At 61.4% G+C, this 14,394-nt stretch carries 11 protein-coding genes; 1 reads left to right on the forward strand and 10 read right to left on the reverse strand.

The window, feature by feature from the left end; genetic code table 11:
* The 7 genes from ACF8EA_RS05410 to ACF8EA_RS05440 all read right to left on the reverse strand — a co-directional run.
* Positions 1–1,004, reverse strand: a 1,004-nt coding sequence (locus ACF8EA_RS05410; protein ID WP_392521241.1) for an Ldh family oxidoreductase, incomplete at its 3' end; no start/stop codon positions are given.
* 151 nt (positions 1,005–1,155) lie between these two features.
* A complete protein-coding gene (locus tag ACF8EA_RS05415; protein ID WP_392521242.1) occupies positions 1,156–1,989 on the reverse strand; it encodes a transporter substrate-binding domain-containing protein in 834 nt (277 codons plus the stop codon).
* A 57-nt stretch (positions 1,990–2,046) separates the two neighbouring features.
* Complete coding sequence (locus ACF8EA_RS05420; RefSeq protein WP_209963330.1) at positions 2,047–2,706, reverse strand: amino acid ABC transporter permease; 660 nt, start codon at positions 2,704–2,706, stop codon at positions 2,047–2,049.
* Positions 2,703–3,344, reverse strand: coding sequence for an amino acid ABC transporter permease (locus ACF8EA_RS05425; RefSeq protein WP_392521243.1), 642 nt, complete (start codon positions 3,342–3,344; stop codon positions 2,703–2,705). The genes ACF8EA_RS05420 and ACF8EA_RS05425 overlap by 4 nt, the downstream gene beginning before the upstream one ends.
* A complete protein-coding gene (locus ACF8EA_RS05430) occupies positions 3,344–4,153 on the reverse strand; it encodes an amino acid ABC transporter ATP-binding protein (RefSeq protein ID WP_004576155.1) in 810 nt (269 codons plus the stop codon). The genes ACF8EA_RS05425 and ACF8EA_RS05430 overlap by 1 nt, the downstream gene beginning before the upstream one ends.
* A 13-nt stretch (positions 4,154–4,166) precedes the next feature.
* Positions 4,167–5,474: a Xaa-Pro peptidase family protein gene (locus ACF8EA_RS05435; RefSeq protein ID WP_014592431.1), complete on the reverse strand. Its 1,308-nt coding sequence runs from the start codon at positions 5,472–5,474 to the stop codon at positions 4,167–4,169.
* Positions 5,475–5,574: 100 nt separating this feature from the next.
* Positions 5,575–7,611: an FAD-dependent oxidoreductase gene (locus ACF8EA_RS05440; protein ID WP_392521244.1), complete on the reverse strand. Its 2,037-nt coding sequence runs from the start codon at positions 7,609–7,611 to the stop codon at positions 5,575–5,577.
* Between the two features lie 123 nt (positions 7,612–7,734).
* On the opposite strand from ACF8EA_RS05440, the gene ACF8EA_RS05445 reads away from it, so the two are divergent.
* Complete coding sequence (locus ACF8EA_RS05445) at positions 7,735–8,382, forward strand: TetR/AcrR family transcriptional regulator (protein ID WP_330508573.1); 648 nt, start codon at positions 7,735–7,737, stop codon at positions 8,380–8,382.
* Between the two features lie 128 nt (positions 8,383–8,510).
* Here the strand turns inward: ACF8EA_RS05445 and ACF8EA_RS05450 are convergent, their stop codons facing one another.
* The 3 genes from ACF8EA_RS05450 to gudD form a co-directional block, all read right to left on the reverse strand.
* Positions 8,511–10,904 (reverse strand): TonB-dependent siderophore receptor, encoded by a 2,394-nt coding sequence (locus ACF8EA_RS05450; RefSeq protein ID WP_392521245.1) that lies wholly within the window; start codon positions 10,902–10,904, stop codon positions 8,511–8,513.
* 215 nt (positions 10,905–11,119) lie between these two features.
* Positions 11,120–12,511 (reverse strand): amino acid permease, encoded by a 1,392-nt coding sequence (locus ACF8EA_RS05455; protein ID WP_103469505.1) that lies wholly within the window; start codon positions 12,509–12,511, stop codon positions 11,120–11,122.
* Positions 12,512–13,031: 520 nt separating this feature from the next.
* Positions 13,032–14,378: a glucarate dehydratase gene (gene gudD, locus ACF8EA_RS05460; RefSeq protein WP_392521246.1), complete on the reverse strand. Its 1,347-nt coding sequence runs from the start codon at positions 14,376–14,378 to the stop codon at positions 13,032–13,034.
* Positions 14,379–14,394 lie beyond the last annotated feature (16 nt).

Genomic DNA, 14,394 nt, shown 5'->3' on the forward strand with positions numbered 1-14,394 from the left:
CCCAACTGCCCTCTAAACGCATCGTAAGCCGCTACCGGCAAGCTGATCCCCTCACGAACCGCACAATCATAAGCTTGCTCTTTCCCCTTCCCCGGCAAGTAAACCCCCAAGGCTTCAAGCCGAGCCATCTGCTCGCCCAACCTTAAAGCAAAACACTCATCCAGCAACCTGGGCGCAATACCAACCACCAGCATCCCAGCCCCAGGCGATTCGCTCCCAGCACGGAAATCCGCTGCATCCAGCGACCAATTGGCCCCCGTCACTCCCGCCGCAAGTACCTCAACCATCAACGCAATATTAGCCCCACGGCCGCCCCCAAATGCCAGCAATGTCCCATGCAATGCCTCCCGCGCGCTGCGCGTTTCATTGCCTTGCGCATCAACCGCCCAGCCTGCCGGTATCGGCTCCCCCGCTTCAGCAGCCCGCAACAGGTTCACGTAGGCCGTGGCGCTGCTGGCTTGGTCAATCGCCAGTAACCGCCCCGTGTCACTGGCGGCGGCAAATGCGATGGGGTTGGTGGAGTACAGCGGCTGGCTCTGGCCGGCCACGGTGAGCAGCGGTGAGCCGTTGGTGAACGCCAACGCGACCAGCCCCTCGCGCGCCAGGCGACGGGTGTAATAGCCCAACTCGCCGCAGGTGAACGCGTTGAACTGCGCAAACAGGGCGATACCCAGTTGATGCGCATTGCTGCACAGCGCTGGGAAGGCGCGATCGAACCCCAGTTGCGCGATGCCTCGGGCCGCGTCGCAGCGGATCATGGCCGGCGCGACCTGGGTCACGATGGGCTCGGCAGCCGTGGCGATTCGGCCAGTGGCAAAGCCGCTGAGGTAGTCAGGCAAATGGCCGAAACCGACTTCGTGTTGGCCATGGGCCTGGGCTGATACGGTGGCGGTTGCAAGCGCCGTGGCCACGGCGTAGCTGGTGCCATGGGCCAGGCAGAGCTGGCGCGCGAAGGTGGTGGCATCGGTCAGCGACAGGCGCTTTTCGGGTTTGTGGTCGTCCATGGGGCTTCGGTGCTCTCGGGTTGAAGGTGTGCCGCAGCCAGCGAACCTGCAAGGGCGGCGGTAGCCGCGAATGAACGATAACGCGTCATTCCTGAAAGCTCGCGGTGCGTTCATTCGCGGCTAAAGCCGCTCCTACGGGATTTGATTACCTTTACTGAATCATCCTGGGCTCACCCACTTTTGCAGCCTCGCGGTCCAGGCCAAACGAGGCGAGGATTTCTGCGATTTCGCCCGAGGCGTGCAAGGCCTGGATGTTCTTGCCCAGTGCCTCGCCCAGGGCGGCGTTGGCCTTGGTGTACGGGAAGGCGCTCTGCCCGGGCTCAAGCGTGGCCTTGACCCGTTGATCGGGCTCAGACACCTTGATGCTCTTGCCGGGGTAGCCGCCCTTCTGCTGCGAAGACACGGCCACCGCGAAGCTGTCCGCGCCAACCTGGATGCGCCTGGACGCCAGGTCCTGGGCCATGGCCACGGGGTTCGGGTAGAGCACCAGGTTATCGCCAAAGGCGTTCTTCAAATCGTCCACCCACAGGTAGCCCTGCACGGTGCCGATACGCTTGCCATCCAGTTCGGAAATCTTGGTGTAACCCTCATCCGAAATGATGCCCATCACGTCCAGGTACAAGGGTGCCGACAAGCCCAACGCCTTGCTTCGCTCTGCCGTGCGATACCAATCGCCGATGCCGACATCGGCGCGCTTTGCCACCACAGCCTGGACGACGGCTGCCGTGTCCACCACCATGGTTTTGACTTTGAGGCATTCGCGCTCGGCGATGCGCTTGATGATCTCGCCGTCCACGCCGCTCAACTGGTTGTTCGGCCCCGGTATCGAGTAAGGCGGGAAGACATACGCCGCTACGGTCAGCACACCCGGGGTGATGGTTTCAAACTGGTTCGCGGGGGTGCATTCGGCCAAGGCGTACGGGGCACCGGCCAAGGTCGAGCACAAGAACATCCAACGGGTAAAACGCTTGAATGAGCGAGTCATGACGTCACCTTTGCAATAAGAGAGCAGCAGCCGAAATCGGCGCGAGTGGATTTGTTGTTATGGCTGGCTGGGGGCCAGTCTTCTTTCCAGCGCTGCCACACCCAGGGTCGCCGGGGCGCAGACAGCGGCATACATCAAACCGGCCAGTATCAGCACCGGCATGTACTCGAACGTGGAAGAGCCAATGGAGGACGCCCGGCTGACAATTTCTGGCAGGGCGATGGTGAAACACAGCGACGAGGCCTGGAACATCATGATCGAGAACCCCAGCAGCGATGGCAGCGCCACCCGCAAGGCCTGAGGCAGGATCACAAAGCGCAGCGCGTCGAACCGGTTGAGGCCGATCACTTCGGCGGCCTCGGTTTGCCCTGCGGCCACCGACTCGATGCCACCGCGAATGATTTCACTGGTGTAGGCGGCCGTGCAGTACGCCATGGCCAGCGCAGCAGCCCAGAACGAGGTCAGGGTGAGGTTGACGCTGGGCAGGCCAAAGTAGAAGTACTGCAGCAGGATCAACGCCGGTGCGCCACGCCCCAGTTCCACCACCACCAGGGAGGGGTAACGCAACCAGCGGCTCGGCGCCGAAACGCCCAGTGCCAGCAACAGCCCCAGCACAACGCCCAGGCCCAGGCTCACCGCCGTGACCTGCATGGACAGCACAAAGCCCTTCCACAACTCCGGCAACCATTGCATCCACATCGTCAGCAGTTCGCTCATCGGGCAATCCTCTGTTTCAACGTGGCCGACAGCCAACGAGAGAACAAGGCCACTGGCACGCTGAGCACCAGGTACACCACCGCCGCCGCGCTGTAGACGCTCAGGCCCTGAAAGGTTTGCTGTGAAACCTGGTAAGCCTGAAAGCTGATTTCACCAACGCCAATCGTCGAGGCCACGGCCGAATCCTTGAGCAGGCCAATGGCGTAGGTGGCTGAGGTGGGAATGGCGATACGCACCAACTGCGGCAACACCACATCGAAAAACCGTTGCGGCGCCGACAGGTTAAGCACATAGGCGGCTTCGAACTGGCCGGCGGGAATCGCCGCGAACGCACCGCGGTATACCTCGGACATGTGCGCCGCCGTGATCAGCCCCAAGCCAACCACCGCTGCGGTAAATGGCGACAAGCTGATATAGCCGCCACCGATGCCGAAGAAGATGAAGAACAGCCAGACAATCGGGGGGATTGAGCGCAGGGTCAGCACCAGCATGGCAGCCAGAATGCTCAGCATCTTGAACCTGGACATGCGCAGGGCACAGATGGGAAACCCCAGCACTACGCCGACACAGAATGCGAGCACGGTAACGGCAATGGTCCAGGGTATGCCATTCAACAGCATCATCAGGATGTCTTTCATCAGCGATTCCTCACTGCCTGGAGGAACTGGATCACCCGTTCATGCTCGGGCTCGCGCATCACTCGCTGGCTCGGCCCGTGTTCGATGATGCGCCCGTCAGCCATGACCACCACCCGGTCAGACACGGTTTCGGCGAAGTGCATCTCGTGAGTCACGACAATCATCGACATGCCTTCGCCGGCCAGCTCTTTCATCACCGCCAGCACCTCCAGGCCCAGCTCGGGGTCCAGCGCCGAGGTCGGCTCGTCGAACAGCATCAGCTCAGGGTCCAGTGCCAGGGCGCGGGCGATGGCGATCCGTTGCTGCTGGCCACCGGAGCAGCGCGCCGGATAATGCTGGGCCTTGTCAGCCAGCCCAACGCGCTCGAGCAGTTGCAAGGAGCGGGCGTCGGCTTCCTTGGCGCTGCGGCCCAAGGTGCGGATTTGCGCCAGGCTGACGTTGCGCAGCACCGTCAGGTGCGGGAACAGGTTGAACGACTGGAACACCATGCCAATGCGCCGGCGCAACTTCAGCAGCTCTGTACGGGGCAATGCCTTGCCAGCTTCGATGTGCACGCCATCCATGCTGACACGCCCCTTGGTCGGCGGCTCCAGTTGGTTGATGCAGCGCAGCAAGGTACTTTTGCCCGACCCACTGGGGCCGATAATGGCCACCACCTCGCCCTTGTTCATTTCAAAACACACGTCGTGCAAGACGGGGTAAGGGCCAAACTGTTTATGAATGCCCTCCAGGCGCAAGAACGGTTCGGCGCTGGCCACCGGGCGCGGCGCCAAGGTGGGTGCGGTTTCGATCACGGTCATACTGCTCATGGTTTTGCTCCAGCTATCGATCGCCGTCGACCAAGGGTGTGCGCGAGAGTTTGATCGGCCCGTTGGCGCTGATCAGCACCTGTTCTTCGAGCTTCACCCCTTCCCCACCGCCTTGCTCACCGATGTAACTTTCCACCGACACCACCATGTTTTCCTCGAACAGGCCGTCGTACCCCCACTCGGCGAAATCCACCGCGTAGGCGACGCTGGGGTACTCGTCCACCAGCCCGACACCGTGCAGCATCATCATGTAGCGGTTGTGCTCGAAGCGCTGGGGCACCGGCCAGCAGCGCTCGGCGAACTCGCGAAAGGAAAGGCCCGGGCGCAGCAGTTCGACGTTGTGGTTGATCTGCTGCGAGGCAATGTCCAGCAAGTCGCGTTGGGCCATGGTCGGCGCCTTGCCAGGGCAGATGAAGCTGCGCGAAATGTCTGAAAGGTAGCCGCCGGGCCCGACCATGTCGGTGTCGAAACAGACCATTTCACCGGCCTTGATGACCTTGTCAGTGGCGTCCTGAAACCACGGATTGGTGCGCGGCCCGGAGCTGAGCAGGCGGCTTTCGGCCCACTCTCCGCCGTGCGCGACGTTGGTGCCGTGCATGATGCTCCACAGCTGGTTTTCAGTAACCCCCGGCACCAGGCTTGTGCGCATCCGGGCAATGGCCAGGTCGCAAACGCCCATGGACACCCGGTGGCTGGCCACTTCTTCAGCCGATTTGATCAAGCGTGCCTGCTCCATCAATGGCTGCGCATCGAACAGCTCAATGCCTTGGTGTGTCAGGCGCTGCGCGCCCCAAGGGTCGCAGCGGTCGACCGCCAAGCGGCGATTGCCGCCACCGTGACGGGCCATCAGGTCCGCCACCTCCTGTGCCCAGCGCTCGGCTTTTTCCTGCACGCGGGGGCCGGCAAGGAAATACAGCCAGGGAATCGCCGGGCGAATTTCATCGATGGTTTCAACGTGCTCGCTGTTGTGCCGGCTGCTGGTGAACTCGAACAGCACCACCGGGCCGTCGGTGGCCACGAACACATAGCGGCTGGGCGAGTGCATCACCCACAAACCAAGGTTATTGGTGTCGGTGGCATAGCGAATATTGATCGGATCGGCCAACAGAATGCCGGCGTAATCCTGGGCGCGCAGTTGCTCGCGAATGCGCTCCAGGCGGTAATGGCGCAAGGCTTTGCGATCGATGGCGGCATACGCATCGAGTAACGCCGTGTCGACCGGCGCGATGGCATGTTCAGTGACCTTGGCATCGCTGCGAAAGCGCAGGTCGCGTTCGGTTAACGCCGTGAGCAGCTCAATGGAATCAGAACCCGTTTGCATGTAACAACCTCCGCTGAGTCAGACCAACTTTCGGGGCAGTAACTAAAGGCTTCTAAATCTGGTGACGGCTGTCTTTATTGTTGTGGGCGACGCAGGGCGGCTAGAGGTCCTTGACCAGCCGCAGGGCATCGTAGATGGCCGCATGGGTATTGCGCGACGCCACTGCATCACCAATGCGGAACAGCTGGAAGCGCCCTTCGGGGTTGCTGACAACGGTTTGCGGCTTGCCGACAATCAGGTCCATGTACTCCAAGGCACCTTCGTTGCTGGCCAGGGGTTTGAGGTCGAAATACAGCTCGTCCAGCGGCCGGGTGCCGTGGTTGACCACCACCTGATCCACCAGGCGCGTTTTGGTCAGGTCGCTGTAATCGGTGCCGATCGTGGCCAGCAATTGGTCGCCTTGTTTCTCCACGGCCTTGAGCCGGTAGGTGACGGTAAAGGTGGTGTCCAGTTGCTGTAACGCGCGCATGTAGGGCACCAGGTTCATGCCCATGACTTCTGGCGCGAACGAGCGGTCGGGGGTCATGATTTCTGTCTTGGCGCCACTGCGGGCTATGAATTCGGCGGCTTGCAGGCCGGCGTGGTCGCCCGCGTCGTCGTACACCAGCACATTGCGCCCAGGCTTAACGTCGCCGGAAATGATGTCCCAGCTTGAAACCAGGAACTGATTGCCGTGCTCCAGCACTTCGGTGTGCGGCATGCCCCCGGTCGCCACGATCACCACGTCGGCGTTTTCATCGAGCACAATCGCGGTGTCTGCCCAGGTATTGAAGTGGAACCTCACGCCAAGGCGCTCGCATTGCGCCATGCGCCAGTCGATGATGCTGATCATTTCCTTGCGCCGCTCGGACTGTGCGGTCAGGCGAATCTGCCCGCCGGGTTTGTCCGCCAGCTCGTACACCACCACCTCGTGGCCGCGCTCGCCTGCCACACGTGCCGCCTCCAGCCCACCAGGGCCGGCACCAATAATCACCACTTTGCGCTTATGCACAGCCTTGGGTATTTCATGAGGCATGGTGGTTTCACGCCCGGTCGCGGCGTTGTGGATGCAGTAGGCCGCGCCTGCGTTGTAAATGCGGTCCAGGCAATAGTTGGCGCCTACGCAAGGGCGGATATCGTCCTCACGGCCTTCAATGATCTTGCGCACGATGTGCGGGTCGGTCATGTGCGCGCGGGTCATGCCGACCATGTCCACCAACCCCGAGGCAATGGCATGACGCGCCGTAGCCACGTCGGGAATTTTTGCTGCATGGAAGGTCGGGAAGCCGGTCAGCGTCTTGATTTCGCCGGCAAAGTCCAGGTGCGGGGCATTGCGCATGCCCTGGATCGGGATGATGTCGGTCAGCCCGGCGTCAGTGGCGATGTTGCCGCGAATCACATTGAGGAAGTCGATCATGCCACTGTCTTTCAACAGTTGAGAGATCTGCAAACCCTCCTCTTTTTGCAGGCCTCCGGCGAGCACTTCGTCCCCGGTGTAGCGAATGCCGACAATAAACTCCGGGCCCACGCGCTTGCGAATGGCCGTAAGCACATCGAAGGTGAAGCGCAGGCGGTTTTGCAGCGAGCCGCCGTACGGCCCTTCCAGCTCGTTGGTCAGTGGCGACCAGAACTGGTCCATCAAGTGGCCGTAGGCTTGCAGCTCGATGCCATCCAGGCCGGCGGCCTTCATGCGTTCAGCGGCATCGGCATAGTCGCGAATGATGCGGTCGATGTCCCAGTGTTCAAGCTGCTTGGGGAAGGCGCGGTGTGCGGGTTCCTGATTGTGGGAGGGCGACACCACCGGTAGCCAGTCGCCTTTGTCCCAGCGGGTACGCCGGCCCAGGTGAGTGAGCTGGATCATCACCGCTGCACCATGTTCGTGGCACTCGTCGGTCAGGTCTTTCATCCAGCCGACCACTTCGTCCTTGTAAGCCAGAATGTTGTTGAACACGGGTGGGCTGTCACGGGAGATCGCGGCGGAGCCTGCGGTCATGGTCATGGCTACGCCGGCTTTGGCACGTTCAACGTGGTAGGCCCGGTAGAGCTTTTTCGGCATCCCGTCTTCCGGGTAGGCCGGCTCGTGGGAAGTGGTGATGATGCGGTTGCGCAGGGTCAAATGCTTGAGGCGATAAGGCTGAAGTAGCGGATCGTTTTTCATATCGGTCTCGCAAACAGGTCATCAGGCACGCCGACAATATGCCCCTGTGTACACAGGTGTCAATACTCTTGACGATGGTGTACAGTTGCCACGAAGCGCACATTGAAAAGGGAAGAAATGCCCATGAAAGGAACCACCTCAAAGGCGGAAGCAGCAGGCCGAGGTTCACTGGAAGGCTGGCTTAATGCGGCCTATGAAAGCCTGACCGAGTCAGGTGTGGATGCCGTGCGAGTGATGCCGCTGGCCAAAAAACTGAATTTGTCGCGCACCAGCTTCTACTGGTTTTTCGAAGACCGCGATGCCTTGCTCGCGGCCTTGATCGAGCAATGGAAAAACAAGAACACCTTCAACCTGGTGACCAAATCCCAGGCCTATGCCGAGTCCATCACCGAGGCGATTCTCAACGTCTTCGACTGCTGGCTGAACAGCGAATTGTTCGACTCGCAATTCGAGTTCGCCATGCGCAGTTGGGCGCTGCAGTCGCCGGAGGTGGCGCAGGAAATCGGCCAGGCAGACGCGCAACGCGTCGAGGCATTGCGGCAGATGTTCGACCGTTTCGGCTTTGAACACGATGCCGCGATTACCCGCGCCCGTTCCATCTACCTGACGCAAATCGGCTACATCAGCATGAAAACCCGGGAGCCCCTGGCCCAGCGCATGCGCTACATTCCCGAGTACCTGAAGATATTCACCGGCAGGGAGCCGGAAGCCCGTGAGCTGGAGCGCTTTTATCAGCGCAACGGTTTTAGCGGGGCCGATTTGAAGGTCTAAAAACACCGACTCACAAGTGAGTCTCTTTGAAGATACGGGGGTTCATTGCAAGCGTCAGGATCTTGCGCACCTGTGGCCACGGGTTCACCCGCGAACAGGGGCGCAACCCGTGCCATCCCCTGGCCGCCTTACCAGCTATAACTCACCTTCGCCGTCACCTCACGCCCCGGGTTGTAGTAATTCGCCGTCCCCGACCCCACCACATGCTGCTCATCGAACAGGTTGCTCACATTCAGCGCCAGGTCGGTCCCTTTGGCGATCTTGTAGTTCAGCGCCGCATCGAACAACGTGGTCCCATCGCTCTTCTTGGTATTGGCAGCATCCATGTAGTACGCCCCCACATACCGCGCGCCCAGGCCGACGCTCACGTCAGTGCCCGGTATGTCGTAGTAGCTCCACAGCGATGCAGTGTGTTTGGGCGCAGTGGTGAACTCATTGCCCTTCAAGGAAGAGCCGTCATACAGCGATCCGCGCAGCACCTCGGACTCCATGTAGGAGTAAGCACCAATCACGCTGATGTCCTGCGTGACTTGTGCCTTGGCTTCCAGGTCAAGGCCACGCACGCGTGACTCGCCCACCGTCTGCTGCTCGATGATGCCGCTTGGCAACACCACGGCAATGGTGACGTTCTCCTGGGTCAGGTCGTAAACAGCGGCGGAGAAGAGTGCGTCCATGCCCATGGGCGAATACTTGATGCCCACTTCGTATTGCTTGCCGGTCTGCGGGGTAACGCCTACTTGCGGGGGCGAGACGGACTCCACCATGCTCACGTAGGTCGACACTTCATCGTTGACGATATAGGTCAGTGCCGCGCGGTAGGAGGTTTCGGAGAAGTTGTCCTTTTCCGTTTGCTCGCCACCGATGTATTCCTTGCTCGACAGGTCCATCGAGTCGCTACGCACGCCTGCGGTCGCGATGACGCGGTCAAAGAACGACAGGTTCTGCTGCAGGAAAACCGCCTTGGTGGTGGCGTCATTCTTTTTGCGGGTATAGGGCGTGATGCCGCCTGGCACGCCGGTGAACACCGGGTTGGCGATGTCGATGGAGGGCGCTAGGCCGTAGACCGAGCTCTGTTTGGTCGTCGAGTCGAGGTACTCGACGCCCACCAGCGTGCTGCTGTCGATGTGCTCGAACTGCGCATCGTACTGCAGCATCAAGTTGCCATTGAGCTGGTCGGCATCGCTGTCGGTGCCGAAGACATAGCGTGGAATGGTGGTGCCAACACGCGAAGCGTTGTCGCTCAGGTAGACATAGCCGAAGTCATCGGTCAGCTCGCTGTAGCGCAGGTTGCTGCGCAGGGTGAAGCCGTTGTCGAAGTCGTGGGTAATGTTGCCGCTGAGGCTGGTGCGCTCGACATCGTGGAAGTTGTAGCCGGGCTCGCCGTAGAAGTCGCTGCGGTCGTATTCCTTGTCCAGCGGGTAGCCACCGCTGTTCGGCGAGCTGTTGGTCTTCAGGTAATCCAGCACCACCGTGGCCGAGGTGAAGTCGGTCGGCGCCCAGGTCAGGCCGCCCATCACGAAGCGGTTATCGTCCTGCGAATGGTCGTACTCGCGGTCGCTGTTCTGCATCTTGGCCGTGAAGCGGCCGGCCAGGGTTTGTTCGTCGTTCAGCGCATCGCCTACATCGATCCCGGTTTCGGCATGGTCATAGGAGCCGTAGGTCACGTAGCCTTGGCCAAACTTCTCGAAGCGTGGTTGCTTGGTCACGAAGTTGACCGAGCCACCTGGGTCTGCCGGGCCGAACAGGGTGGAGTTGGCACCCCGCAGAATTTCGATACGCTCGTAGGCGTAAGGGTCTTCGCGCACACCGCGCATCGAGCTGAGGGTCAGGCCGTCTCGGTAGGTGGTGGCCTGGAAGCCGCGGATCAGGAAGTAGTCGTTGCGGTCGTCCGAACCGTAGTAGTCGCTGACCACGCCGGGGGTGTACTGCAGCGCCTCTTCGGTGGTGCTGACGCTGCGCTGCTGCATTTCCTTGTTGGTCACCACAGACACGGACGCGGGCGTGTTGAGGATGCTGGTCGCCACCTTGCCCCCTACCCACAGCTCCTTGGCAACCACCGAGTTGGCGTCATCGTCGGCGCTGGCCTTGACCTTGGCATTGATGATGACAGGCGCCAGGCGGTAGTCCTCGGTCGCGCCCAGCTCCAGCGGGCCGGCAGGTTTAGGCTGCGGTATTACCAGGTAGGCATTCGGGCCCTGCGGCTCAATCTGCAACTCGGTTCCGCGCAGCAGCGACGACAGTGCCGAGCGTGTATCCAGTGCGCCCTGCACCCCGTTGGTATTGCGGTTGGCCACGTTCTGCGCATCGAACGAAAGGCTGATACCCGCCTCGCGCGCAAAGCGGTCCAGTGCCGGCGCCAGCGGGCCCGCGGGAATGCTCCATTGCTTGAGCGGGCTGTTGTGATCAGCGCTCAAAGGCTGTGCAAGCGACGGCAGTGCGTAGGTGCTGACTGCCAGGCCCAACAGTGCAGCATGCAGGGCACGACTCAAGGGGTGGCGCTGTGGAACCGGGGTAAAACTCATTCTCTCGCTCCGTGTCGGGGTCGGCGGGCTGGCCTGTAATCCGGCCTTCTCTACCTGCCGAACGAGAATGAGAAAACACCTCATTTATTTTCAATGAAACGCGCTGCCGGGCGGGTACCTGCCGGCACCTGTTGACCCAAACGCACGCTCAAGCCCCAAAAAACAAAGGGCACCCATCCTCGGGTGCCCTTTGCCTTACAGCCAGGTGAACTGAATCACCCCATCGATCGCGCGCCTACCGGTTGCGCATGGCCCCTCGCCGTCACGATCCCCAGGAAGGAAATCACGATCGCCAGGCCCAATGTCGAGCTCACTTCCGCCCGATGCTCAGGCGTGTACATCATCACCGCCAGCGCCCCGGCAATGAAAATGATCACCGCCCAGGTCAGGTACGGGAACAGCCACATGCGGAACTTCAGTTCGGTGTTCTCGCGCTCCAGACGGCGGCGCATGCGCAGCTGGGAGATGGCGATAACCATGTACACCAACAGGGCGATGGCGCCAGAGCTGGCCAGCAGGAACTCGAACACGCCCTTCGGTGCGAAGTAGTTGAGGACCGCGATGGCCGCACCGATCAAGGTGCTGCCGAACACCGCAGCACGCGGTACACCGACCTTGGAGGTCTTGTTGAGGAAGGCCGGGGCGTCACCGCGCTTGGCCAGCGAGAACATCATCCGCGAAGCGATGTAGATCGACGAGTTCATGCAGCTGGTAACAGCTACCAGTACCACCAGGTCGACCATGAATGCCGCGTTGGGGATGTTCATGATTTCCAGCGCACGCTGGTACGAACCCACCACCGCCAGCTGCGGGTCGTTCCACGGCACCACCGAAATGATCACGAAGATCGACAGGATGTAGAAGGTGCTGATACGCCAGATCACCGAGCGAGTGGCCTTGGCGATGTTGCGCGACGGGTCGCTGGACTCGGACGCGGCGATGGTCACCGCCTCGGTGCCGATGAAGCTGAACATCACGGTGATGAACGCACCCACCACTGCCGACCAGCCTTTCGGCGCAAAGCCGCCGTACTCGGCAACCAAGGTACTCAGGCCGCTGACCTCGCGGTTGGGCAGCCAGCCCATCAGCGCGGCAAAGCCCAGGCCGATGAAGCCCAGAATGGCGGTGACTTTGAGGATGGCGAACCAGAACTCGAACTCGCCGTACTTGGCCACGCTGAACAGGTTGGTACCTGCCAGCAGCAACACCGAAGCCAGGGCGAAGATCCAGCTGTCCACCTGCGGGAACCAGGCGTTCAGCACATGCCCGGCGGCCAATGCTTCGATAGGAATGACCAGTACCCAGAACCACCAGTACAACCAGCCGATGGTATAGCCGGCCCAGCGGCCAATGGCCTGGTCAGCGTAGGTGGAAAACGATCCGGTGTCGGGGTGTGCCACGGCCATTTCGCCGAGCATGCGCATGACCAGTACCACCAAGGTTCCGGCCACGAAATAGGAAATTATGGTTGCTGGCCCGGCTGCCGCGATGGCATGGCCAGAACCTACGAAAAGTCCGGCGCCGATGATGCCGGCGATGGACAGCATCGTTACGTGACGTGGCTTGAAACCTTGTGCAAGGTTGCCATCAGATCCCACGGTGTTCATTGATGTTGTTCTCTTTTTGCTGACACAAGGAAGGACGGGCAGGCGTAGGCGAAAAATATCTCCTTTGAAATCAATAAGTCGACACGTTACTCGCGCTCTTTTGTTGATATTTGGAGCGCTTCACAGAGCAACGTGTCAGTGCAGGGCGGGCTTCATTTAATCCCCGCATGGCTGTAGGGAATTACACGAGAACGCCCCGGAACTGTTCGATCACGACAGGGCATTTCCATCAACGCCAAATGTCGCGAATGGCATATCCGAACGCGCCACAGGCCCAAATGGAGCTTTTGTTTTTCATTTGAATGTGTGTTGTCTGTGCCGGCCCTTTCGCGGGTGAACCCGCCCCTACGATGGTGCGTGGCGACGGTACCGATTGATGAATGCGGTGGGGGCGGTGAATGACTGGGGGGATTGGCCGGCAGGTCGGGCCTATTCGCGGGTGAACCCGCTCCTACAAGGGTGCGTAGCGACACCACCGGTTGATGTAGGAGCGGGCTTGCCCGCGAAGAGGCCAGCAGCCTCAACGCACCAGGCAGGGTCGTTTGTTATCGAAGCGCCATCCCGGAATCAGGTACTGCATCGCCACGCCGTCATCCCGTGCCCCCAGCCCCATGTTGCGGTAGCACTCATGGGCCTTGGCCAGCTGGACTTCATCCAGTTCCACGCCCAAGCCCGGGCGCGCCGGCACCCGCACATGCCCGTCGACAATGCGCAGCGGCTCACGGGTCAGGCGCTGGCCATCCTGCCAGATCCAGTGGGTGTCGATCGCCGTGATTTCACCCGGCGCCGCAGCCGCTACCTGGGTGAACATCGCCAGCGAAATGTCGAAGTGGTTATTGGAGTGAGAACCCCAGGTCAGCCCCCAGTCGTTGCACATCTGCGCCACCCTTACCGAACCCTGCAAGGTCCAGAAGTGCGGATCGGCCAGCGGAATGTCCACCGACTGCAACTGAATGGCATGGCCCATCTGTCGCCAGTCGGTGGCAATCATGTTGGTCGCGGTAGGCAGGCCGGTGGCGCGGCGGAATTCGGCCATCACCTCGCGGCCCGAGTAACCATTCTCGGCGCCGCACGGGTCTTCGGCGTACGCCAGTACATCGTGCTTGTCGCGGCACAGGGCGATGGCCTCCTTTAGCGACCACGCGCCATTGGGGTCGAGCGTGATGCGCGCTTCGGGGAAGCGTTCGGCCAGCGCTGTCACGGCCTCCATCTCTTGTTCACCGCGCAGCACGCCGCCCTTGAGCTTGAAGTCGCTGAAGCCATAGCGCGCCTTGGCGGCCTCGGCCAGCCGCACCACTGCTTCCGGGGTCAGGGCCTTTTCGTGGCGCAGGCGGAACCAGTCGTCATCGCTGTCGGCTTCGTTGCGATAAGCCAGGTCGGTCTGCTGGCGGTCGCCGATGTAGAACAGGTAGCCGAGCATCTTCACCGCATCCCGTTGCTGCCCCTCGCCCAGCAGTGCCGCCATCGGCACGTTCAGGTGCTGGCCGAGCAGGTCGAGCAATGCCGATTCGATGGCCGTTACCGCATGCACGGTGATGCGCAGGTCGAAGGTCTGCAGGCCGCGGCCTGCCGAGTCGCGGTTGGCGAAGGTCTGGCGCATGGCATTGAGTACACGCTGGTAATGGCCGATCGGCTGGCCGACCACCAGGCTGCGGGCGTCCTCCAGGGTCTGGCGAATGTTCTCGCCGCCGGGCACTTCGCCCAGGCCGGTATTGCCGGCGCTGTCGCGCAGCACCACTACGTTGCGGGTGAAGTACGGGCCATGGGCGCCACTGAGGTTGAGCAGCATGCTGTCGTGGCCGGCCACGGGGACCACGCGCAGGTCGGTGACCACCGGGGTGCTGGTGTGAAGGGTCTGCATATTCATCAGGGTTGTCTCGCAG

The organism is Pseudomonas sp. YQ_5, from assembly GCF_043103305.1.
In the GTDB taxonomy this organism is placed as follows: domain Bacteria; phylum Pseudomonadota; class Gammaproteobacteria; order Pseudomonadales; family Pseudomonadaceae; genus Aquipseudomonas; species Aquipseudomonas putida_Y.